Here is a 21,486-nt window from a genome sequence, read left to right as displayed (position 1 = left end):
TGCCTTTGCCGGCGACGTAGTTCGACATACCCTCACATATCGCCATGGCCCGAAAGAAAATCAGCACCACCATCTACATCACGCCGGAACAGAACGAACGCCTCAAGGCCCTGAACCAGAAGACGAAGGTGCCGGTGGCGGAGTACATCCGCCAGGGCATCGATCTGGTGCTGGAGAAGTACAAGGCCCAGCTGCCGGGTCAGGCGACGTTCGACGAACTGTGACGGGATCCAGAGGAGAAAAGATGGCGACGGCGACGGTGCGTGGGAAGCGGGCGGTGGTGCTGGGCGGGGCGGGATTCGTGGGCTCGCACCTGTGCGAGCGGCTCCTGGACGAGGGGGCCGCGGTGGTGTCGGTGGACAACCTCATCACGGGCGCCGAGCGCAACGTGCGCCACCTGCGCGAGCGCCCGGGCTTCGAGGACCTGCGCCAGGACATCACCCAGGGCCCGCTGCGCGTCGAGGGGCCGGTGGACTTCGTCTTCAACCTCGCCTCCCCGGCGAGCCCCATCGACTACGCGCAGCTGCCCATCGAGACGCTGCGGGTGGGCAGCATCGGCACGGAGAACGGCCTCGAGCTCGCGCGCGCCAAGGGCGCCCGCTTCCTGCAGGCCTCCACCTCCGAGGTGTACGGCGATCCGCTCGTGCATCCCCAGACCGAGGACTACTGGGGCAACGTGAACCCGGTGGGCCCGCGCAGCTGCTACGACGAGTCCAAGCGCTACGCCGAGGCGCTGTGCATGGCGTACGCGAAGGTGCACCAGGTGCCGGTGCGCATCATCCGCATCTTCAACACCTACGGGCCGCGCATGCGCCTCAACGACGGGCGCGTGGTGCCCGCCTTCGTGGGCCAGGCGCTGCGGGGCGAGGACTTCAGCCTCTTCGGCGACGGCAGCCAGACGCGCAGCTTCTGTTACGTGTCGGACCTCGTGGACGGCATGTACCGGCTGATGCTCTCGGACGTGGAGGGCCCGGTGAACGTGGGCAACCCGCGCGAGATGACCATCCGCGAGTTCGCCGAGGCCGTGCGCCAGGCGAACGGAGGGGGAGGGAAGCTCCAATTCCAACCGCTACCGAAGGACGATCCCAAGCAGCGCAAGCCGGACATCACCCGGGCGCGGCAGCTGCTGGGCTGGGAGCCGCGCGTGGCGCTGGAGCAGGGCCTGCAGCAGACACTGCACTGGTTCCGGACGGTTGCCGGAGCGGGCAGCCGCCCCTAACTTGCCCGCCATTCGGGATGCTTGAGCGCCGCGGGTGCGCGGCCGGGGAGTGCGAGCGTGAAAGTACTGGTGACGGGAGGCGCGGGCTTCATCGGCTCGCACGTGTGTGACGAGTTCGTCCGCGGGGGCCACGAGGTCATCGCCCTGGACAACCTCTCCAGCGGCAAGCGGGAGAACCTGGACCGGCGCGTGCGCCTCGCCGTGCTGGACATCCGCAGCCCCGAGGCCGCGGACTTCATCCGCTCCGAGCGCCCGCAGGTGCTCTGTCACCTCGCCGCGCAGATGGACGTGCGCCGCAGCGTGGAGGACCCGCGCTTCGACGCCGAGGCCAACATCCTCGGCATGCTCAACCTGCTCGAGGCCAGCCGTCAGTCGGGCGTGAAGAAGGTCATCTTCAGCTCCACGGGCGGCGCCATCTACGGCGAGCAGGACGTGTTCCCCGCCCCCGAGAGCCACGCCACCCGGCCGGTGAGCCCCTACGGCGTCTCCAAGGCCGCCGGCGAGCTCTACCTCGGCTACTACCGCGCCCAGTACGGGCTGCAGAGCGTGGCCCTGCGCTACGCGAACGTGTACGGGCCGCGCCAGAACCCGCACGGCGAGGCGGGCGTGGTCGCCATCTTCAGCCAGCGCCTGGTGTCCGGGCAGGGCTGCACCATCAACGGCGAGGGCAAGCAGACGCGCGACTTCGTCTTCGGCAAGGACGTGGCGCGCGCCAACTACCTCGCCTTCGAGAAGGACTTCGTCGGCGCGGTGAACATCGGCACCGGCATCGAGACGGACATCAACCGCCTCTACGAGCTGATGGCCGCCGCCGCGGGCTCCAAGACCCCGGCGAACCACGCCCCCGGCAAGCCGGGCGAGCAGATGCGCTCGTGCATCGACAACTCGCTCGCGAAGAAGGTGCTCGGCTGGGAGCCCACGGTGGGGCTCGAGCAGGGCCTGAAGGAGACCGTCGCCTTCTTCCGCGAGCGCGCCAGCGCGCCCGCGCGAGGCCACGGCTAGAGGCCGCGGGCGGGCCCGCTCACGCGCCGCGCTCCACCCGGTCCACACCGGGAGGGGGCGCGGCGCTTCTGCTTCCCGGGGTGGGCAGGCGGGCAGGGGAGCGCGGGCTCGCGGGCCGGGGAGGCGGGGCCCGGGCAGGGCCGCACAGGCGCTATGCTTCCCGGAGCGCGGGACGCACACCCCGGGCGGGTGCTCCGCCAGAGGGCACGCCCGCGTAGATTTCAGCCGGGTTCGGTGTTACGCAGCCCCGCTTCGGCTTCCGCCTCGCGCCTTCGCCTCGCGTCTCGCCCCGAGCCTCACAAGAGCCCAGAGAACAATGCCGTCCGAGAACGCTCACATCCGCAACTTCAGCATCATCGCCCACATCGACCACGGAAAGTCGACGCTGGCCGACCGCCTCCTGGACAAGACCGGCACCCTGTCCAAGCGCGAGGCGCAGGCCCAGTTCCTCGACAACATGGACATCGAGCGGGAGCGCGGCATCACCATCAAGGCCCAGTCCGTGCGCATGAACTACACCGCGCGCGACGGCCAGAAGTACGTGCTGAACCTCATCGACACGCCGGGACACGTGGACTTCGCGTACGAGGTGAGCCGCTCGCTCGCCGCGTGCGAGGGCGCGCTGCTGGTGGTGGACGCCACCCAGGGCGTCGAGGCGCAGACGCTCGCCAACGTGTACATGGCGCTGGACCACGACCTCGCCATCATCCCGGTCATCAACAAGATCGACCTGCCCAGCGCGGACGTGGACCGCACCCGCGCCGAGATCGAGGACGTGATCGGCATCGACGCGTCCGTCGCGGTGCCGGCCTCCGCCAAGGAGGGCATCGGCATCGAGGACATCCTCGAGGCGGTGGTGAAGGTCGTGCCGCCCCCCGCAGGCGACCCCGCCGCGCCCCTCAAGGCGCTCATCTTCGACAGCTGGTACGACAACTACCGCGGCGTGGTGGTGCTGGTGCGCGTGCTCGAGGGCACGCTGTCGCTCAAGCAGAAGATCATGCTCTGGACGAACAAGAAGAAGTTCGAGGTCCAGGAGCTGGGCGTGTTCAGCCCCTTCTCGCGCCCCGTGCAGCAGCTGATGGCGGGCGAGGTGGGCGTGCTCGTCGCCAACGTGAAGGAGCTGCAGGACGCGAAGGTGGGCGACACCGTCACCGAGGAGCTGCGCCCCACGGACGCGCCCTTCCCGGGCTTCAAGGAAGTGAAGCCGATGGTGTTCTCGGGCATCTTCCCGGTGGACGCCGCGGACTACGAGAACCTGCGCGACGCGCTCGCCAAGCTCACGCTCAACGACGCCGCCTTCACCTACGAGCCCGAGGTCTCCACCGCGCTGGGCTTCGGCTTCCGCTGCGGCTACCTCGGCCTGCTGCACATGGAGATCGTCCAGGAGCGGCTCGAGCGCGAGTACAACCTCTCGCTCATCACCACCGCGCCCTCGGTGGTCTACAAGGTCTTCACCAACAAGGGTGAGGAGCTGCTCATCGACAACCCGGCGAAGCTGCCGGCCGTGCAGCACATCGAGCACATGGAGGAGCCGCTGCTCATCAGCCACATCCACGTGCCCAACGAGTACCTGGGCGCGGTGCTCAAGCTGTGCCAGGACCGGCGCGGCGTGCAGAAGGACATGAAGTACCTGGGCACCAGCGGCCAGCGCGTGCAGGTGACGTACGAGATGCCGCTCGCCGAGGTGGTGTTCGACTTCTTCGACAAGCTCAAGAGTGTGACCCGTGGCTACGCGAGCCTCGACTACGAGCTGGGCGGCTACCAGGAGAGCGACCTGGTGAAGCTGGACATCCTCATCAACGGCGACCCCGTGGATGCCCTGAGCGTCATCGTGCACAAGGAGCGCGCCTACCAGCGCGGCCGCGAGGTGTGCACGAAGCTCAAGGAGGTCATCCCGCGGCAGATGTACGAGGTGGCCATCCAGGCGGCGATCGGCGCGAAGGTCATCAGCCGCGAGACCATCTCCGCCATCCGCAAGAACGTGCTCGCCAAGTGCTACGGCGGTGACATCAGCCGCAAGCGCAAGCTCCTGGAGAAGCAGAAGGAGGGCAAGAAGCGGATGAAGCAGGTCGGCTCCGTGGAGATCCCGCAGGAGGCCTTCCTCGCCGTGCTCAAGACGGAGGAGTGATGCCCGCCGCCGCTTCCACGCCGCTCTCGCTCGACGAGGCGATGAACGCGCGCCGTCCCGAGGCCCAGGCCCGCGCCACCCGGCAGCTTCGCTGGCGCGAGCGGCTCACCAGCCTCTGGGCGCCGCTCACGCTGCTGGGCCTCGCCTTCGTGCCCTACGTGCTGCTCATCGAGCTGGTGCCGGGCTCGGGGCGCTGGGCGCAGCCCCTGATGCAGTACCTCGCCCTGCTGCTGCTCATCGCGTTCGTGGGGCTGCTGCTCTGGCGGCTCGCCTCCTCACGCGAGCGCCAGCTGCGCGCGCTGCGGCGTGACGCACGCGAGCTGATGCAGGAGATCGACGTGCTGCTCGCGCGCGCCCGCGGCAAGGTGGGCGAGGCGGCGGCGGCGCAGCTGGGCGAGCAGGCGCTGCGCGTGGAGAGCGCCTCGCTCGAGTCGGATGCGTCCGCGCTCAAGCGCGAGCTGGAGGTGCTGGGCACGCTGACCAGCGAGCACCTGGGGGCCTACCGCCGCCAGTCCGCCATGGACTTCGCCTCGGGCTTCCTCAAGGCGCTCGCCATCGCGCTGCTCATCCGCACCGTGGTGGTGGAGCCGTTCAAGATCCCCTCCGGCTCCATGCTCCCGACCCTGGAGATCGGCGACCAGGTGTTCGTGAACAAGTTCCTCTACGGGGTGCGCATCCCGTTCACGAACTACGTGCCCTTCGTGGCGGTGCGCCCGCCCCAGCGCGGGGATGTGATCGTCTTCAACAACCCGATGGACGAGTCCAAGGACTTCATCAAGCGGGTGGTGGGCGTTCCCGGGGACACGGTGGAGGTCGTGGACGAGGTGGTGCACGTCAACGGCCAGCCGCAACCGCGCACCCTGCGCGCCGAGGACTTCGTCACCTGGAGCCTGAGCGACACCGACTGGGTCTCGGACGAGCAGGTGCTCTACGAGGAGAACCTCAGCGGCCACGCGCACGCGGTGCTGCAGAACGCCGGGCACCCGGAGGGCCACGTCACCGAGGGGCCCTACGTGGTGCCGCCCGGGCACGTCTTCGTGATGGGTGACAACCGCGACAACAGCGCGGACAGCCGCCACGAGCTGGGCGGGCGCAGGGGCGTCGCCGCCTACGTGCCCTTCGGCCACATCAAGGGCAAGGCAATGGTCATCTGGTTCGCCTGGGGCCACGGCGGGGTGGGCAGCAGCCTCTTCGGGGGCTCGGGCCTGCGCACCGACCGGCTCTTCCTGCCGGTGCGCTAGCGGGGCTCCGCCGCTCCCGGTACGGCCCCCCCGCGAGCACGCTTGACCCCCCGGGGGCGCGCTGGTACGCGTGCGCGCCGTGCGCGAATCCGGGAAGGTGAGCCTCGGGACTCTGGTGCTGCTGCTGCTGCTGGGCGGCGCCGTGTACGCGGCGTCGCTCTACGTCCCGCTCTGGGTGGACAGCCTGGACGTGAAGGAGGCGGTCGCCGCAGCGCACGCCCTCTCCGGGCAGAACACCAACGACGCTCTGCTGCGCAACGAGATCCGCAACCGCACCACGCACATGGGCACCCACGTGGAGTCGGACGGGTGGGGCGGCACGCGCACGGCGCCGGGGCTGGGGCTCACGGACGACCAGATCCTCATCGATCGCGACCCGGTGACCGGCTCGGTGCGCATCGAGGTGAGCTGGGACCGGCCCGTCACCCTCAAGCCCACCGCCCGGGTGCACCTCTTCCACTTCCGCGTCGTCAAGGAAGGCCTCCCCCCGCGCTAGCCAGCCCCCGGGACTCCCGCCATGAGACACCTGCTCGGCATCGAAGGCCTCTCCCGCACGGACATCGAGGCCATCCTCGATCGCGCCGAGCGCCACCTGCCGGGCGGCCCGGCGAGCGCCGCGCTCGCGGGCAAGCTGGTGGCGAACATGTTCTTCGAGGACTCCACCCGCACGCGCTCCTCCTTCGAGGCGGCGGCCAAGTCGCTGGGCGGCGAGGTGCTCAACTGGACTGCCAAGGGCTCCTCGGTGTCCAAGGGCGAGACCCTGCTGGACACCGTGCGCAACATCGAGGCGATGGGCCCGGTGGCCATCGTGATGCGCCACGCCTCCTCGGGCGCGCCGCACCTGGTGGCCAAGCACGTGAAGTGCGCGGTCATCAACGCGGGTGACGGCACCCACGAGCACCCCTCGCAGGCGCTGCTGGACGCCTTCACGCTGCGCAAGCACTGGGGCAGCCTCGAGGGGCGCCGCGTGCTCATCGTGGGCGACATCCTGCACAGCCGCGTCGCGCGCTCCAACGCGCTGTGCCTCACGCAGCTCGGCGCGGAGGTGGTGCTCTGCGGCCCGCCCACGCTGCTGCCCGCCTTCCCCGAGGTGCTGGGGGCGCGCACGAGCTTCCGGCTGGACGCGGAGCTGCCGCGTGCGGACGCGGTGATGTGCCTGCGCCTGCAGCTGGAGCGGCAGGGCGAGTCGCTGTTCCCCTCGGCGCGCGACTACTCGCGCCTCTTCGGCCTGACGCCGGCCCGCGCGCAGAAGCTCCCCGCGCACGCGCTGGTGCTGCACCCGGGCCCCATGAACCGCGGCGTGGAGATCTCGCCGGCGGTGGCGGACGGCCCGCGCAGCGTCATCCTCGAGCAGGTGCGGTACGGGGTGGCGGTGCGCCGGGCGCTCCTGGAGGTGTGCACGTGACGGCTCCGCTCCTCTTGCGCCGCGGGCGCGTGATCGATCCCCGCAGCGGCCTGGACGCCGTGCGCGACGTGCTGGTGCAGGGCGGCAAGGTAGCCGAGGTGAGCGAGGCGCCCCTTCAGGTTCCGGGCGCCCAGGTGGTGGACGCCGCGGGCAAGTGGGTGGTGCCCGGCCTCATCGACCTGCACGTGCACCTGCGCGAGCCGGGCGAGGAGGGCAAGGAGACCATCCTCACCGGGGCGCGCTCGGCGGTGGCCGGCGGCTTCACGGCGGTGGTGGCCATGCCCAACACCAAGCCGGTGAACGACAGCGCGCTGGTGACCGAGCTCGTGCTGCAGCGCGCGCGCGCCGCGAACCTGTGCCGCGTCTACCCCGCGGGCGCCATCACCAAGGGTCTCAAGGGCGAGGAGATGGCGGAGATGGGCGAGCTGGTCGCCGCGGGCTGCGTCTGCATCACGGACGACGGGCGCCCGGTGATGAGCGCTGCGATCATGCGCCGCACCCTGCAGTACGCGACCATGTTCGACCTGCCGGTGATGGTGCACGAGGAGGACCTCACGCTCTCCGCGCGCGGCGTCCTCACCGAGAGCCCCACCGCCACGCGCCTGGGCCTCCTGCCCATCCCCGCCTCGGCCGAGGTGGCGATGGTGGCGCGCGACCTGGTGCTCCTGGAGGAGACCGGCGGCCGGCTGCACATCGCCCACGTGTCCTGCGAGGGCAGCGTGCGGCTCATCCGCGAGGCCAAGCGGCGCGGCCTCAAGGTGACGGCGGAGGTCGCCCCGCACCACTTCACCCTGCGCGACGACGCGGTGAGCGGCTACGACACCCACGCCAAGATGAACCCCCCGCTGCGGCTCGACCGGGACGTGCAGGCGCTGCGCGAGGGGCTCGCGGACGGCACCCTGGATGCCATCGCCACGGACCACGCGCCCCACGGCGTGCTGGACAAGCAGCTGGAGTACGAGAAGGCGATCAACGGGGTGGTGGGCCTGGAGACCGCGCTCGCGCTCACGCTCGCGCTGGTGCGCGACGGGACGCTCAGTCCCACGCGCGCCATCACGCTCCTGAGCGAGGGGCCGGCGCGGGCGTTCGGGCTGCCGGGCGGTCACCTGGCCGTCGGCGCGCCGGCGGACATCGCGCTGGTGGACCCGGAGGAGGAGTGGACCGTGGATGCGGACCAGTTCTTCTCCAAGAGCCGGAATACGCCCTTCCACGGGCGCAAGCTGAAGGGCCGCGCCGTCCAGGTCTGGGTGGGCGGTCGCTGTGTCTTTGAAGGGCGGGAGCCCAAGGAGTCGACGTGACGAAGCAGGCAAGGCTCGCGCTGGCAGACGGGACCGTGTTCGAGGGTCAGGCCTTCGGCGCCACCGGAGAGCGGGTGGGCGAGGTGGTCTTCAACACGTCCATGTACGGCTACCAGGAGATCCTCACGGACCCCTCGTACGTCGGGCAGATCGTGACCATGGCCTATCCGGAGATGGGCAACGTGGGCACCACGCCCGAGGACGAGGAGGCGCCGCAGCCGCACGCGGTGGGCATGGTGGTGCGCGCCTTCAGCGGCACCCCCTCCAACTGGCGCTCGAAGGAGTCGCTGGACGCCTACCTCAAGCGCCATGGCATCGCGGGCATCGAGGGGCTGGACACCCGCCGCCTCGTGCGCCACCTGCGCACGCACGGCGCCCAGATGGGCGTCATCTCCAGCGAGGGCCACTCGCCCCAGGCGCTGGTGGAGCGCGCCCGGGCGGCCCACGGCATGGAGGGGCTGGACCTCGCGACCGGCGTCTCCACGAAGCAGGCCTACACCTTCACCACGCCCTCGCAGGACGTGTGGGGGGCGCCCGCGAAGGCGCCCGAGCTGAAGTACGACGTGGTGGCCTACGACTACGGCCTCAAGCGCTCGATGCTGCACTTCCTCGTGGACGTGGGCTGCCGGGTGACGGTGGTGCCGGCGGGGACCACGGCGCAGGAGGTGCTCGCGAAGAAGCCGCACGGCGTGTTCCTCGCCAACGGCCCCGGAGACCCGGCCGCCGTGGTGGGTGCGGACAAGACGGTGGCGGCGCTGCTGGGCAAGGTGCCCATCTTCGGCATCTGCCTCGGCCACCAGATCCTGGCGCTCGCGCTGGGGGGCCGCACCTACAAGATGAAGTTCGGTCACCGGGGCGCCAACCAGCCGGTCAAGGACCTGGCTACCGGCCGGGTCGAGATTACGGCGCAGAACCACGGCTTCGCGGTGGATGATGCGAGCGTGAAGGGCAAGGCACTGGTGAGCCACCTCAACCTCAACGACGGCACGGTGGAGGGTCTCAGCCTCCCGGACGCCCGCGCCTTCAGCGTGCAGTACCACCCCGAGTCCTCGCCCGGCCCTCACGACGCGCGCTATCTCTTCGGCCGCTTCGCGAAGCTGATGGCAGGGTAGGATCCTCCGCACCCATGGACGCGCAGTCGCTCTCCTATCAGCCCTACCTCGATCAGCTCATCGCCTTCGCGAGTGAGGAGCCGCGCAAGGCGGACCTCATCTCGGCCAAGGCGGAGTACTTCCGCGCCACCGGCGAGGTGTTCGAGGACGACAAGATGTTCGAGCCGAGGATGGCGTCCTTCCTCGACTACTACCTCTTCGACCGGCCCTCGCCCCTCGCCGGGGTGACGCCCGCGCAGGAGCTGTACCGCCAGCGCCAGGGCGTGGCCGCGCCCGAGGAGGTCAACGCCTTCCGCTCCTTCACGGAGACGGTCCACGGCCTCTTCGAGGTGCGCAAGATCGCGAAGGGCATGGTGCGCCTGCGCGAGCTCTTCAGCGGCAAGGACTTCGACGTCACCGAGCGCCGCACCACGGCGGGGCTCGAGGCGGGCGACATCCTCGAGGCGCGCCTCATCCCCTTCGGCGGGCACCTGCTCTTCTCGGCGGCCTTCTGCTTCCACCCGCGCGTGGTGGCCAAGGCCATCAAGAGCGAGATCAAGCGGCGCAAGAAGAAGGAGCCGGAGCGCAGCGCGCGCGAGTTCGCGTGGGAGTGCGCCCGGCGCGCGCTCAACCTCGAGCGCTACAAGCAGATCTCCGTCGAGAAGATCTACGACTTCGAGCAGAAGACCCTCTAGGCGCGCGCCGCGGATCTAGAGCCGGTGCACGGACAGCATGTTCGTGCGGCCGGGCTGGTTGAGCGGCACGCCGGCCACCACGATCACGGCCGCGCCGGGGGCGCACAGCCCCTGGGTCGCGCACAGCCGGCGCACCTGGCGGATCATCGCGTCCGTGGACTGCAGGCGCCCCACGCGCAGGCCCCGCACGCCCCAGTACATGTTCACGCGGTCCACCGTGCGCTCGTTGGGCGTGAGCGCCACGATGCGCGCGTGCGGGCGGAACTCGGAGATGAGCCGCGCCGTGTGGCCGCTCTCGGTGTAGGTGATGATGGTGTCGATGCCCAGCTGGCGCGCAGCCGCCACGGCCGCCGCCGCGACGCCCGTGGACACGTCGTCCGGGCGGCGGAAGTCCGGGATGAACATCTCGCGCGGCGAGCCCTTCTCGGTCTCCTCCACGATGCGCGCCATGGTGGAGGCCGCCTCGATGGGGTACTTCCCCGCGGCCGTCTCGCCCGAGAGCATCACCGCGTCCGCGCCGTCCAGGATGGCGTTGGCCACGTCGCTGACCTCGGCGCGGGTGGGGCGCTGGCTGTTCACCATGCTCTCGAGCATCTCGGTGGCCACGATCACGATGCCGCCCATGCGGTTGACCGCGCGCACCGCGCGCTTCTGGATGGAGGGCAGCTGCTCCAGGGGCATCTCCACCCCGAGGTCGCCGCGGGCGATCATCACCCCGTCCGCCTCGGCCGCGATGGACTCCAGGCGCTCCACCGCCTGGGGCTTCTCGATCTTCGCGATGAGGGGCGTGGCGAGCCGGGCCACGTGGGGGCGCGCCGCGCGCACGTCCTCGGCGGAGCGCACGAAGGAGAGCGCCACGTAGTCCACGCCCAGCTCCTGCCCGAGCGCCAGGTCCTCGATGTCCTTGGGGGTGAGGCAGGGGACGCTGACCTCCGCGCCCGGGAGGTTCAGGCCCTTGTGATCCTTGAGCACCCCGCCCACTTCCACCCGGCATGTCACGTCCCGGCGCGTCACGGACTGCACGCGAAGTCGCACGCGCCCATCGTCCAGGAGGATGAGGTCTCCCTTCGCCACGTCGCGCGGCAGACTCTGCACCGGGGTGGGGATGACGCTGCCCTCGCCAAGCACGCTGCGCGTGGTCACCGTCACCCGCTGGCCCGTGCGCACCGTGAGGCTGCCGCCCACGAAGCTCCCGAGCCGGATTTTCGGCCCCTGCACGTCCTGGAGCACGGCCACCGGGAGGCGCAGGCGCCGCGATGCCTTGCGCAGCAACTCCACTCGCCGTCGGTGCTCGTCGTGCGTGCCGTGCGAGAAGTTGAGGCGGGCCACGTCCATGCCCGCCCGCATCAGGCCCTCGATCACCTCGAGCGAGTCGGAGGAAGGACCGAGGGTACAGATCATCTTCGCCTTGCGCATGTGCGGGCACTCTACGCGCTGGGGGGTGCCTTGACTCCTGCGCGAGGTCCGCAATACTTCGGCCCGTCTTCCCGACAACGCGCGCAGGCGCGCGCGCTGCCGGGATCCACGCAACCTGCAGCTGCTATTGGATGTGGCGAAAGCCTGGCACTCCGGGAGGGGGGGCCGGGCTTTCGCTTTTCTAGAGATCGATCGTCGTGTCCTTGCCCTTGGGATCTCGCGAGCCCTCGGGCAGGGGCGCGGGGCCGCTGCCGCCCACGCCGGGGCCGCCGCCGCCGCGCAGCGAGTCGATCTCCTCGCGCGCGATGCCCGCCTCGCTCAGCACCTTGCGGGTGACCAGGATGCGCGCCTCGCCGCGCAGCGCGAGCGCGATGGAGTCCGAGGGACGCGCATCGATGGTGAGGCGCCGCTCACCCTGCTGGATGAAGAGGCGGCCCGTGTAGATGTCGTCGTGCAGATCGTCGATGCGCACCTCCGTCACCCGGCCTCCCATCTGCTGCACCACGGAGGCGAGCAGGTCCTGCGAGAGCGGGTGGGGCGGGTCGCGGTGCGCGAGCCGGAACGCGATCGCGACGGCCGCGCCCTCGTCCACGAAGATGGGCAGCACCGTGGCGCCGTCGCGCGTGGCGAGCACCACCGCGTGCGTGTGCGCCTCGCGCAGCGGGACCACGTCGCGCACGGTGAGCTCGATGAGCTCGGTACAAACCCGGGGGTCGCTGCCCTTCTTGGGCACGCAGCTCGGGCGCGCGAGCGGCTCGGGCTCGGCGGCGTGCGAGCTGCTCAGCGCAGGCAGGAGGAACAGGGCGCCCAGCGCCGCAACCACCGCGGTGAACGGAGCGAGGACGAGGCCAGCGGGAGGGGGCGCTTTCACCCTCCAAAGCTAGACACCTGGCACTGTTCCTGGAGGCCGGGACGAGGGTGGAGGCCCGCGCGGGGCCGGGAGCCAGGCCGGTGAGGGGGCAGGCGGAGGGAGCTCAGGGCTCCTCGCTGTCCTCCTCGTCATAGTCCTCGTCCTCGTCGTCGTCGTCCGACTCGTCCTCGTCGTCCTCGTCGAACTCGAGGTCCTCGTCCGCGTCGGCGTCCTCGTCCGACTCGTCCTCGTCGTCGTCCGCGTCGACCTCCTCCTCCACGTCCTCGGTCTCGAGCGCGAGGCTCACGGAGAAGGCCTTCTTGCCGAGCGTGGCGATCTGGAGGCGCATCTCGGCCAGGGCAGCGGTGAAGTCCGCGGCGAGCGCGGCGGGCGCCTTCGCATCACAGTGCGGGCACACCAGCTTCTCGGTCCCGTCGATGAGGTCCTGGGCGTCCAGCTCGAAGCTGGCCTCGCACTTCTGGCACGTGAAGTCGATGGTCATGGCGCGGTGCGCGAGATACTCAGCACCCCGCGCGCTGTCAACGCCGCCGTGCGGCGTTTGCCCCCGCAAAGGCGAAGGGGTGAGCGCCCCGTGGGCACCCACCCCTTCAGGACCTGCTCGGCAGGGAGCCCGGGGGCTCCCGTGCGCCTAGCGGGCGCCGCCCTGGCCGCGCTTCTCGTTGGGCAGGTAGTCGCGGCGCTTCGCGCCCGTGTACACCTGGCGCGGGCGGGCGATCTTCTGCTCGGGATCCTTCACCATCTCCTCCCACTGGCTCACCCAGCCCACGGTGCGCGGGATGGCGAAGAGCACGGGGAACATCTCCGCCTGGAAGCCCATCGCCTCGTAGATGAGGCCCGAGTAGAAGTCGACGTTCGGGTACAGCTTGCGCTTCACGAAGTACTCGTCCTGCAGCGCGATGCGCTCGAGCTCGACGGCGATCTCGAGCAGCGGGTTCTTGCCCGTCACCTCGAAGACCTCGTCCGCCACGCGCTTGATCACCTTCGCGCGCGGGTCGTAGGACTTGTAGACGCGGTGGCCGAAGCCCATCAGGCGGCTGCCGGCCTCGCCGCTCTTCACCTGGCGGATGAACTCGGGGACCTTCGAGATGTGGCCGATCTCGCGCAGCATGCGCAGCACGGCCTCGTTGGCGCCGCCGTGCAGCGGGCCGTAGAGCGCGGTGATGCCCGCGGCGCAGGCGGAGTAGGGGTCCACTTCCGAGGAGCCGACCACGCGCACCGACGTGGTGCTGCAGTTCTGCTCGTGGTCCGCGTGCAGGATGAAGAGCACGTCCAGCGCGCGCTCGAGGACCGGGTCCACCTTGTAGTTGGTGGTGCCGATCTTCTTGATCATCGCGAGGAAGTTGCCGACGTAGCTCAGGTCGTTGTTCGGGTAGACGTACGGCAGACCGAGGCTGTGGCGGTAGCTGAAGGCCGCGATGGTCGGCATCTTCGCGATGAGCCGGGTCATCTGGATGCGGCGGCTGCGCTCGTCCTTGGTGTGCTTCGCGTCCGGGTAGAAGCCCGAGAGCGCCGCGACGGTGGACGAGAGGATGGACATGGGGTGCGCGTCGTAGCGGAACCCGTCCATGAAGGTCTTGATGTTCTCGTGCACGTACGTGTGGTGCGTGACGAGGTGGATGAACTGCTCGAGCTCCTTGGGCGTGGGCAGCTCGCCGTTGAGCAGCAGGTAGGCGACCTCGAGGAAGGTCGACTTCTCCGCCAGCTGCTCGATGGGGTAGCCCCGGTACTCGAGGATGCCCTTGTCACCATCGATGTACGTGATGGCGCTCTTGCAGTTCGCCGTGTTGAGGAACGCCGGGTCGTATCCCATCAACCCGAAGTCGTTCTCATCCACCTTGATCTGATTGAGCGCCTTGGTGCGGATGCAGCCGTCCTCAATCGGGACCTCATAGGTCTTGCCGGTCCGATTGTCCGTGATCGTCAGCGTGTCCTTGGGCATGGGCGGGAGATTTCACATGGCCCTCAAAGCTTTCAACTAAAAAAGGGCGCACTGCGGCAACGAGCGACAGTCGCGCTGCACACGCGCTGACATCCGCGGGGTACTTTGCGCCCCTCCCGCGGGGCCCCGCCTGCACGGTCGCCTGCCAGGACGGCGCGAGCGCCTCCGGAAAGCCGTCCCTTTCCGCGAGGTTGCGTGGCCCATGAGCCCCGCTTCGATCACCGTTGAAAAACGCGAACGCCGAGGGGGCGGCCGGCGGGCCCTCTTGCTCGTCGCGGGCGTGGCCGGCGCCGAGCGGCGCGCGCTCGTGCAGGTGCTCTGCGCCGGCGCGCTGCTGCTCGTGCTCACCTACGGGCCGCGCCTGTGGCGCCGCTACGTGAGGCGCACGCCGGTGCGCTGAAGCTGCGTCCAGAAGCCCGGAAAGCTCTTCGCCACGCACTCCGGCCCGTGCAGCGTGAGCGGCACCCCGGAGAGCACGCTGAGGGTGGCCGCGGACATCGCGAGGCGGTGGTCCTCCCGGCTGTCCACCTCGAAGTGCGCGGGGCGCGAGGCCGGGGCCTGCAGCGTCAGCCCCTCGCCCTCGAGCGCGCTGCTGCCGCCGAACGCCGAGACGAGCGCGCGGATGCCCTCGAGGCGATCGCTCTCCTTGAGCCGCAGCACGCCCACGTCCGAGAGCACCGAGGGGCCCGGCAGCACCATCGCGAGCGCGGCCAGCGTGGGCAGCAGGTCGGGGCAGCGCGTGCCCGAGGCGCGCACGCCGCGCAGGGCCTCACCCTCCAGCCGCAGCACGCCCGGGGCCGGCGAGGCCGTGCGCAGCCCGGCCTCGCGCACGATCTCGAGCAGGGCCTGGTCCGGCTGCGCGCTCGCCAGGTCCACGCGCTCCACGCTGCCGCCGGAGCGCCACGCCACGAGCAACAGGTAGCCCAGCGAGGACCAGTCGCCGGGCAGCGCGGGCAGCTGCGCGGGCGGCGTGTGTCCCGTCACCGTGAGCCGGCCGGGCTCGCGGCGCACGTCGAAGCCGAAGCGCGCCATCCACGCGAGCGTGAGCTCGAGGTAGCCCGGGCTGGTGAGCCCTCCCTCCAGCTCCACGCTCCACGGGCGCCGCTCGCGCAGGTACAGCGCGGCCGCGCCCAGCAGGAGGCTCGAGGCGTACTGGCTGCTCTGCTCCGAACGCACGCGGAAGCGGGGAGGGGCACCCACGCTGTCCTGCGGCGCCCACAGCTCCAGCGGCCAGGGCCGTCCCTCCTCGAGCCGAAGCCCCACCGGCCCCAGCGCCTCGCGCAGCGCCTCGAGCAGTGGTGCGTGGGGGCGCTCGCCCAGCCGCGGCGTGCCGCGGAAGCCGCCGCGAAAGCCCGGCGTCGTCGCTGCCTGGGTGAGGAGGATGCGGAACGGCGCGCCTCCGTCGGCGCAGTCCAGCTCGCGCCGGGGGCCGGGCGGCAGGCGCAGTGCGTCGAGCCCACGCAGCAGCGTGCGCACGTCCGCGGGCAAGGACTCCACCGGCTCCGACTCGAGGCCCTCCAGCGTGCGAGCGCCCGAGAGGTGGGCGAGCACCAGCGCGCGCTGCGCGTCCGACTTGGACAGCGGCGGGGTGAGCTGCGCCGCTTGGAGAGCGGAGGGATCCACCCGCAGGACGGTCACGGCCGCACCTCGCGGGTCCACGCGGGCCACAGCGCGCGCCAGGCGGCCTCTTCCACGTCCCTCACGCAGGTGCTCCCCACGCCCGTGAGCAGCACCATGCGCAGCTGCCCCGCGGCGCCCGCCTTCTTGTCCGCCGCGAGCAGGGCCCGCACCTCCCCGGGCGTGCCCCGGCGGGCGAAGCGCGCGAGCGCCGCGCGGCCCAGCACGCCCACCTTCTGCGTGAGCGCCTCCTCCACCTGCGTGGCGACCTCGGGAGGCGTCACCCCGAGCGCGCGGCCCGCGTCCAGCGCGCACAGCATGCCGAGCCCCACGGCGTCTCCGTGCGAGAGGCGGAAGGCGCTGAGGCTCTCCAGCACGTGGCCGAAGGAGTGGCCGAAGTTGAGCACGCGCCGCAGGCCCGACTGCTCGTAGGGGTCCTGCGCGCAGACGCTCTCCTTGAGCCGGCGCGCGTCGCGCACCAGCGCGGGCAGGGCAGGCGGGCGGCGCAGGTAGCGCGCGAAGAGGGCGGCGTCGAGGCAGACCACCATCTTCCAGGCCTCGATGGCCCCCTCGCGCCGCTGGGCATCCGTCAGCGTGGTGAACAGCTCCGGGCACACCCAGGCCTCGTCCGCGTAGTGGAAGACGCCCGCGGGGTTCTTCACCACACGCCCGCGCACCGTGAGGTCCACCGCGCCCTTGCCACCGAGGCTGCTGTCCACCGCCGCGAGCAGCGTGCTCGGCACCTGCACCAGGCGCACGCCGCGCTTGAGCAGGTGCGCGGCGACCGTGCTCACGTCCCCCACGGTGCCGCCGCCGATGGCGAGCAGCGTGCCGGAGCGGGGCAGGGTGAGGCCCGCGGCGAGCACCTGCTCCAGCGCACGGAAGCTCTTCGCGCCCTCGCCGCCGGTGAGCGGCACGACCGCGCGGGGCTCCCGCGCGCGCAGGGCCGTCATGAGCGCGGGATGCAGGCGCGCCACCTTGCGGTCCACCACGACGAGGCTGCCCTCGGGCAGCGCGCGCGCGAGCCGGGGAAAGGGGCCCCAGCGGTCCTCGGCGGGGCGGTAGGCGCCAGGCGGGAGCGGGCTCATGCGTGGTGCGGGCGGGCGTCGAGGTGGAGGTGCAGGTCCGCGAGCACGAGGGAGGCCATCGCCTCGAGCACCGGGACGGCGCGCGGCAGGATGCAGGGGTCGTGACGGCCCGCCTTGGCGTGGTCCAGCAGCGTCGCAGGCGGCTTGAAGAGCACCCGCAGCTCCACCGGCTCTCCGTTGGCGAGCCCGCCCTGGATGCCGCCGTAGGTGTCCTTCCCGGAGTGGAAGACGGTGCCCGGCTGCTCGAGGCGGGTCATCAAGTCGGGCGGCCCCCAGAGCACGCCCGTCACCGCGCCCACGCTGCCCATGGCGTGCGCGAGCAGGCTCTTGAGCTTGCTGAAGATGGGCTCGCCGAGCCCCACGGGCAGCCCCTCGATGCGCAAGTCGATGGCGCCGCCGAGGCTGTCACCCGCCTGCTTCGCGGCGAGGATGCGCGCGGCCATCTGCTCGGCGGCCACCGGGTCGGGGCAGCGCGTCGCGTGCGCATCCACCTGGGCGCGCGTGAGCCCCACCGAGGGGGGCGCTGCGGCGAGCGGGCCCACCTGGCTCACCCACGCCACGGTGCGCAAGGAGGGCAGCGCCTGCGCGAGGTAGGCCTCCGCCACCGCGCCGCCGATGACGCGGCAGAGGGTCTCCCGGCCGCTGGTGCGCCCGCCACCGCGGTGATCGCGGTGCTTGAAGCGCTCGCGCCACACGGCATCCGCGTGGCCCGGCCGATCCTGCGCCTTGAGTGCGTCGTAGTCCTGCGAGCGCTGGTTCTGGTTGCGCACGATGGCGGCAAGCGGCGTGCCCAGGGTGCGCCCCTCGAAGACGCCCGAGAGGATCTCCACCTGGTCCGCCTCGGCGCGCGCCGTGGTGAGGGCCGACTGACCGGGGCGGCGCCGGTCGAGCGCGCGCTGGATGTCGGCCGTCTCGAGCGGCACTCCGGCGGGGCAGCCGTCCACCACGGCGCCCAGCGCCACGCCGTGGCTCTCGCCGAAGGTGGTGAGGCGGAAGAGGGTACCCAGCGTGTTCATGTGGCGGTCTCCCAGAGGCTGCGCTGCCGGCGGGCCTGCGCGACGAACCAGGCCGCGCCCAGGGGCACGGGCTCCCCGCCGCGGCGGCGGATCTCCGCGGCGATGCGCCGGCCCGGAGCACCGTAGGCGATCACCGCCACGCGCGCTCCCTCGAAGCGCAGGCCCGGGGGAACCTCCACGCGCTCGGGCCAGGTCCACACGCCCGCGCCGCGCAGGGGCGCGTCCACGTCCGCGCGCCGCAGCACCCGCAGTGCCGTCCCGACCTCTGGGGCCACCGCGCGCAGCGCCGCGCTCGCCCCGCCGTCTCCGAGCACGAAGGCCTCGGAGACGCGCAGCCGCTGCAGCACCTCGCGGGCGCCCTCGTGGTCCGTGTTGAAGGCCTCCCAGCGCTCGCCGCGGCGCACCAGCGTGTTCACCGCCTCGAGCGCGCTGCCCGCGTGCCGCGCGAGGTGCTTCTTGAAGGGGCTGGTGATGGCGAAGCCCGCGTAGTGGGGCCGCAGCGCGTCCACCAGCGCCTCCACGTCCGCGTCCTCCGGAAGGTCGATGCGATCGAAGGGCTGGCGGTGGATGCGCGGCGAGCGGGAGTGCGCGATGCCGGTGCCGAGGATGCCGCGGCGAAGGCCACCGGCGCCGCGCGCGCTCTCGCGCACCACGTCCTCGAGCAGGCGCTGCCCCACCGCGGCGCTCCAGGCGCCGCCCGCCGCCACGTAGTCGAGCGTGTTGTGCACCGCGAGCACCGCGCGCACCGGCAGGGCGAGCGGCCCCATCGCGAGCACCGTCACCCGGCCCTCGCCGAAGCGGGCCACGAGCCGGGCTTGCGTCTCGAGCAGCTCGGGTAAGCGCGAAGGAGCGCCGAGGGGCTCCACGTGCTTCACCTGCGCCCCGGGCGGCAGCGGGCGCGCCCAGAGCTGCAGCGCCTCCTCCGTCATGAGCGGACGCTCCGCGTGGTGCGAGGCGAGCAGCTGCGGCCCGCCTGCCTCCAGCGCCCCCTCCACCGGGAGGTCCACGAGCCGTGCGGCCTGAAGCCAGCGCGGTGGCACGGGCGCGCCGCGCTCGGACACGAGCAGGGGCAGCACGCGGGCGAGGGCGCCCGCGTCCACGTCCGCATCGTGGTGCAGGTCCGTGCGCAGCTCGAGCAGCTGTGCGCCGCGGCGGCGCGCCTCCTCGGCGAAGAGGCGGGCCGCCTCTGCGCGCACCGAGGGAGGAAGGGTGACGACGCGGCAGGAGCTCACGCGGACCTCGGGGGCAGCAGCGCGCGCAGCAGGTGCACGAGCGGGACGGTGGGCACGCGCGCGTGCAGCGCCTCGCGCTCGGCCCAGACGCGGGAAATCTCCTCCTCGAGGCTCAGCTCGGGACGCAGCCGCGGCCGCTCGCGGTCCGCCAGGAGGCGCTCGCGGTAGGTCTCCGCGCTCAGGGGCACCAGCACCGTGAAGGTGCCGGCGAGCGCGTCCGGGTGGTGCGAGAGGAAGCCCCCGCCCAGCGCCACGAGCGAGCCGGGCGGAAGCTGCGCGAAGGCGGCGCGCTCGGCGGCGCGGAAACCCGCCACGTCCTCGCGCACCCAGTCGCGCAGCGCGCGGCCGTGCTGGCGCGCGAGCTCGGCATCCAGGTCCACGCCCGGGCGCCCGGTGAGGGCCGAGAGCAGCGGCAGCAGCCGCGTCTTGCCCGCGGCGCGGTGGCCGGCGATGGCCAGGGTCTGGGTGGCGGCGGGCGCGAGCGCGGCGCCTGGCCGGGCGAGCTCCTCGCGCAGCGCGGGCGCGAGCCGCGGGTCCACCGCGTCGAGCACCGCGCTCACGAGGTGCGCGACGTCCCCGGAGAGGGAAGGGGGAGGCCCCTCAGCGCACCGTGCCGACATACACGTAGGCCGTCCCGAACGTGAGCGGGTGCGCCGCACGCTTGCGGTAGGCCCCCGAGCGGTCCATCAGCTCGAGGAACTTCTCGCCCGCGGGGAAGGCGGCGGCCGTGCGCGGCAGGTACTCGTAGGCGGCGCGGTTGCCGGTGATCAGGCCGCCCACGAAGGGCATCAGCACCTTGCTGTAGAAGCGGAAGAGGCCGCCGAAGAGCCCGCGCGGCTGGCCGAACTCCAGCACCACCACGCGCCCGCCCGGCTTCACCACCCGGGCCATCTCCTTGAGGCACTTCACCGGGTCATCCACGTTGCGGATGCCGAAGGAGATGGAGGCCACGTCGAAGGTGGCGTCCGCGTACTGGCGCAGGTCCATCGCGTCGGCGACCGCGAACTCGATCTCCAGCCCCTCGCGCGAGGCCTTCGCCGGCGCGCTGTCGAGCATCTCGGGGCAGAAGTCCGTGCCCACCACGCGCCCGTCGCCGCCCACGGTGTGCTTGAAGGCGATGGCCAGGTCACCCGTGCCGGTGGCGCAGTCGAGCACCGCGTCGCCCGGCTTCGCGCCCGAGAGCTGGATGGCCTTGCGGCGCCACAGGCGGTGGATGCCGAAAGACAGGACCTCGTTCGTCACGTCGTAGCGCGTGGCGATGGAGGAGAACATCTGGCGCACTTCGGTGCTCATCGGGCTCCCGCTGCGTGGGCCGGCTGCACCGGCCGCGTGAGGTGTCGGTTCATCGCCGCGAGGATGGGCGGCAGCCGCCGCATCACGGCGTCGAAGCGCTCGGGGGTGAGGGCCTGGTGGCCGTCACACAGGGCCTGCTCGGGGCGCGGGTGCACCTCGATGAGCAGCCCGTCCGCGCCCGCCGCCACGGCCGCCAGGGCCATGGGCAGGATGAGGTCCGCGTTGCCGGTCGCGTGCGAGGGGTCCACGATGACGGGCAGGTGCGTGCGCTGCTTGGCGAGCGCCACCGCCGCGAGATCCAGCGTGTTGCGCGTCTCGGTCTCGAAGGTGCGGATGCCGCGCTCGCACAGGATGACCTGCTCGTTGCCGCCCGCGAGCAGGTACTCCGCGGCGAGGAACCACTCCTGCACCGTGGCGGAGAGGCCGCGCTTCACCAGCACGGGCTTCCTCACCTTGCCCAGCGCCCGCAGCAGCGCGAAGTTCTGCATGTTGCGCGCGCCCACCTGCAGCACGTCCGCGTGCTCGAGCATCATCGGGATCTGCGCGGTGTCCATCACCTCGCTGATGACCGGGAGCCCGTTCTTGCGCCCCGCCTCGGCGAGGATGCGCAGGCCCGGCTCGCCCATGCCCTGGAACGCGTAGGGGCTGGTGCGCGGCTTGAAGACGCCGCCGCGCAGCAGGTGCGCGCCCGAGCGCGCCACCGCGGCGGCCGCCGTCTCGGTCTGCTCCACGCCCTCCACCGCACAGGGGCCCGCCATCACCACGAAGCCCGCGCCGCCGATCTCCAGCCCCTGCGTGCCCACGCGCACGCGGGTGTCCTCCGGATGGGCCTCGCGCCAGACGAGCCGCGGTCCCGGGTCGCGGACCTTGCCGCCCCCGCTCACCTGCGTGTCGTCTGCCCGCTTGCCGCTCACCGGTCGCTCCAGTTCAACGAG

22 protein-coding genes are annotated in these 21,486 nt (G+C 71.8%); 11 read left to right on the top strand and 11 right to left on the bottom strand.

What is annotated here, in order from left to right; all coding sequences use genetic code 11:
- Nucleotides 1-44: 44 nt before the first annotated feature.
- From FGE12_RS16425 to FGE12_RS16380, 10 genes are all read left to right on the top strand, one after another.
- Complete coding sequence (locus FGE12_RS16425) at nt 45-224, top strand: ribbon-helix-helix domain-containing protein (protein WP_153867436.1); 180 nt, start codon at nt 45-47, stop codon at nt 222-224.
- Nucleotides 225-244: 20 nt separating this feature from the next.
- Entirely contained in the window at nt 245-1,219 is a 975-nt protein-coding gene (locus FGE12_RS16420; protein ID WP_153867435.1) for a UDP-glucuronic acid decarboxylase family protein, read from the top strand.
- Between the two features lie 57 nt (nt 1,220-1,276).
- Nucleotides 1,277-2,221: an NAD-dependent epimerase/dehydratase family protein gene (locus FGE12_RS16415; RefSeq protein WP_194797942.1), complete on the top strand. Its 945-nt coding sequence runs from the start codon at nt 1,277-1,279 to the stop codon at nt 2,219-2,221.
- Between the two features lie 316 nt (nt 2,222-2,537).
- Nucleotides 2,538-4,349 carry a translation elongation factor 4 gene (gene lepA, locus FGE12_RS16410; RefSeq protein WP_153867433.1) on the top strand — a complete coding sequence of 604 codons (1,812 nt, stop codon included), beginning with the start codon at nt 2,538-2,540 and terminating at the stop codon, nt 4,347-4,349.
- Complete coding sequence (gene lepB / locus FGE12_RS16405; protein WP_228530855.1) at nt 4,349-5,590, top strand: signal peptidase I; 1,242 nt, start codon at nt 4,349-4,351, stop codon at nt 5,588-5,590. Before lepA ends, lepB begins: the two co-directional genes overlap by 1 nt.
- Nucleotides 5,591-5,687: 97 nt before the next feature.
- On the top strand, nt 5,688-6,086 hold the full coding sequence (locus FGE12_RS16400; RefSeq protein WP_153867432.1) for a hypothetical protein: 399 nt from the start codon (nt 5,688-5,690) through the stop codon (nt 6,084-6,086).
- 21 nt (nt 6,087-6,107) lie between these two features.
- Nucleotides 6,108-6,995 (top strand): aspartate carbamoyltransferase catalytic subunit, encoded by an 888-nt coding sequence (locus tag FGE12_RS16395; RefSeq protein WP_153867431.1) that lies wholly within the window; start codon nt 6,108-6,110, stop codon nt 6,993-6,995.
- Nucleotides 6,992-8,293 (top strand): dihydroorotase, encoded by a 1,302-nt coding sequence (locus tag FGE12_RS16390; protein WP_194797941.1) that lies wholly within the window; start codon nt 6,992-6,994, stop codon nt 8,291-8,293. The genes FGE12_RS16395 and FGE12_RS16390 overlap by 4 nt, the downstream gene beginning before the upstream one ends.
- A complete protein-coding gene (gene carA, locus FGE12_RS16385; protein WP_194797940.1) occupies nt 8,290-9,405 on the top strand; it encodes a glutamine-hydrolyzing carbamoyl-phosphate synthase small subunit in 1,116 nt (371 codons plus the stop codon). The genes FGE12_RS16390 and carA overlap by 4 nt, the downstream gene beginning before the upstream one ends.
- A 14-nt stretch (nt 9,406-9,419) precedes the next feature.
- Complete coding sequence (locus tag FGE12_RS16380) at nt 9,420-10,079, top strand: hypothetical protein (RefSeq protein WP_153867430.1); 660 nt, start codon at nt 9,420-9,422, stop codon at nt 10,077-10,079.
- 15 nt (nt 10,080-10,094) lie between these two features.
- Here the strand turns inward: FGE12_RS16380 and pyk are convergent, their stop codons facing one another.
- The 4 genes from pyk to FGE12_RS16360 form a co-directional block, all read right to left on the bottom strand.
- Nucleotides 10,095-11,495: a pyruvate kinase gene (pyk, locus tag FGE12_RS16375; protein WP_153867429.1), complete on the bottom strand. Its 1,401-nt coding sequence runs from the start codon at nt 11,493-11,495 to the stop codon at nt 10,095-10,097.
- Nucleotides 11,496-11,676: 181 nt separating this feature from the next.
- Nucleotides 11,677-12,366 (bottom strand): bifunctional nuclease family protein, encoded by a 690-nt coding sequence (locus FGE12_RS16370; RefSeq protein WP_370459023.1) that lies wholly within the window; start codon nt 12,364-12,366, stop codon nt 11,677-11,679.
- A gap of 103 nt (nt 12,367-12,469) precedes the next feature.
- Entirely contained in the window at nt 12,470-12,847 is a 378-nt protein-coding gene (locus FGE12_RS16365) for a hypothetical protein (RefSeq protein ID WP_153867428.1), read from the bottom strand.
- 147 nt (nt 12,848-12,994) lie between these two features.
- Nucleotides 12,995-14,305 carry a citrate synthase gene (locus FGE12_RS16360; RefSeq protein WP_153867427.1) on the bottom strand — a complete coding sequence of 437 codons (1,311 nt, stop codon included), beginning with the start codon at nt 14,303-14,305 and terminating at the stop codon, nt 12,995-12,997.
- Between the two features lie 202 nt (nt 14,306-14,507).
- Between FGE12_RS16360 and FGE12_RS16355 the strand changes: the two genes are divergently transcribed.
- Complete coding sequence (locus tag FGE12_RS16355) at nt 14,508-14,705, top strand: hypothetical protein (protein ID WP_153867426.1); 198 nt, start codon at nt 14,508-14,510, stop codon at nt 14,703-14,705.
- Here FGE12_RS16355 and FGE12_RS16350 read toward each other — a convergent pair.
- The 7 genes from FGE12_RS16350 to aroF are packed head-to-tail and all read right to left on the bottom strand — an operon-like array spanning nt 14,678 to nt 21,465.
- Complete coding sequence (locus tag FGE12_RS16350; protein ID WP_370459021.1) at nt 14,678-15,943, bottom strand: 3-phosphoshikimate 1-carboxyvinyltransferase; 1,266 nt, start codon at nt 15,941-15,943, stop codon at nt 14,678-14,680. The two genes, FGE12_RS16355 and FGE12_RS16350, sit on opposite strands and share 28 nt — an antisense overlap.
- The gene (locus FGE12_RS16345) at nt 15,940-17,010 is read right to left on the bottom strand and encodes a 3-dehydroquinate synthase family protein (RefSeq protein ID WP_153867425.1); all 1,071 of its coding nucleotides are present in this window, start codon (nt 17,008-17,010) and stop codon (nt 15,940-15,942) included. Before FGE12_RS16345 ends, FGE12_RS16350 begins: the two co-directional genes overlap by 4 nt.
- The gene (gene aroC, locus FGE12_RS16340; RefSeq protein ID WP_153867424.1) at nt 17,007-18,026 is read right to left on the bottom strand and encodes a chorismate synthase; all 1,020 of its coding nucleotides are present in this window, start codon (nt 18,024-18,026) and stop codon (nt 17,007-17,009) included. The genes FGE12_RS16345 and aroC overlap by 4 nt, the downstream gene beginning before the upstream one ends.
- Nucleotides 18,023-19,258: a shikimate dehydrogenase gene (locus FGE12_RS16335; RefSeq protein ID WP_194797938.1), complete on the bottom strand. Its 1,236-nt coding sequence runs from the start codon at nt 19,256-19,258 to the stop codon at nt 18,023-18,025. The genes aroC and FGE12_RS16335 overlap by 4 nt, the downstream gene beginning before the upstream one ends.
- On the bottom strand, nt 19,255-19,818 hold the full coding sequence (locus FGE12_RS16330; protein WP_370459020.1) for a shikimate kinase: 564 nt from the start codon (nt 19,816-19,818) through the stop codon (nt 19,255-19,257). Before FGE12_RS16330 ends, FGE12_RS16335 begins: the two co-directional genes overlap by 4 nt.
- A gap of 40 nt (nt 19,819-19,858) precedes the next feature.
- Entirely contained in the window at nt 19,859-20,551 is a 693-nt protein-coding gene (gene ubiE / locus FGE12_RS16325; RefSeq protein ID WP_153867421.1) for a bifunctional demethylmenaquinone methyltransferase/2-methoxy-6-polyprenyl-1,4-benzoquinol methylase UbiE, read from the bottom strand.
- Nucleotides 20,548-21,465, bottom strand: coding sequence for a 3-deoxy-7-phosphoheptulonate synthase (aroF, locus tag FGE12_RS16320; RefSeq protein WP_370459019.1), 918 nt, complete (start codon nt 21,463-21,465; stop codon nt 20,548-20,550). Before aroF ends, ubiE begins: the two co-directional genes overlap by 4 nt.
- Nucleotides 21,466-21,486 lie beyond the last annotated feature (21 nt).

The sequence above is a fragment of the Aggregicoccus sp. 17bor-14 genome (genome assembly GCF_009659535.1).
Taxonomy (GTDB): domain Bacteria; phylum Myxococcota; class Myxococcia; order Myxococcales; family Myxococcaceae; genus Aggregicoccus.
This window is presented reverse-complemented; position numbering and strand designations above follow the sequence as displayed.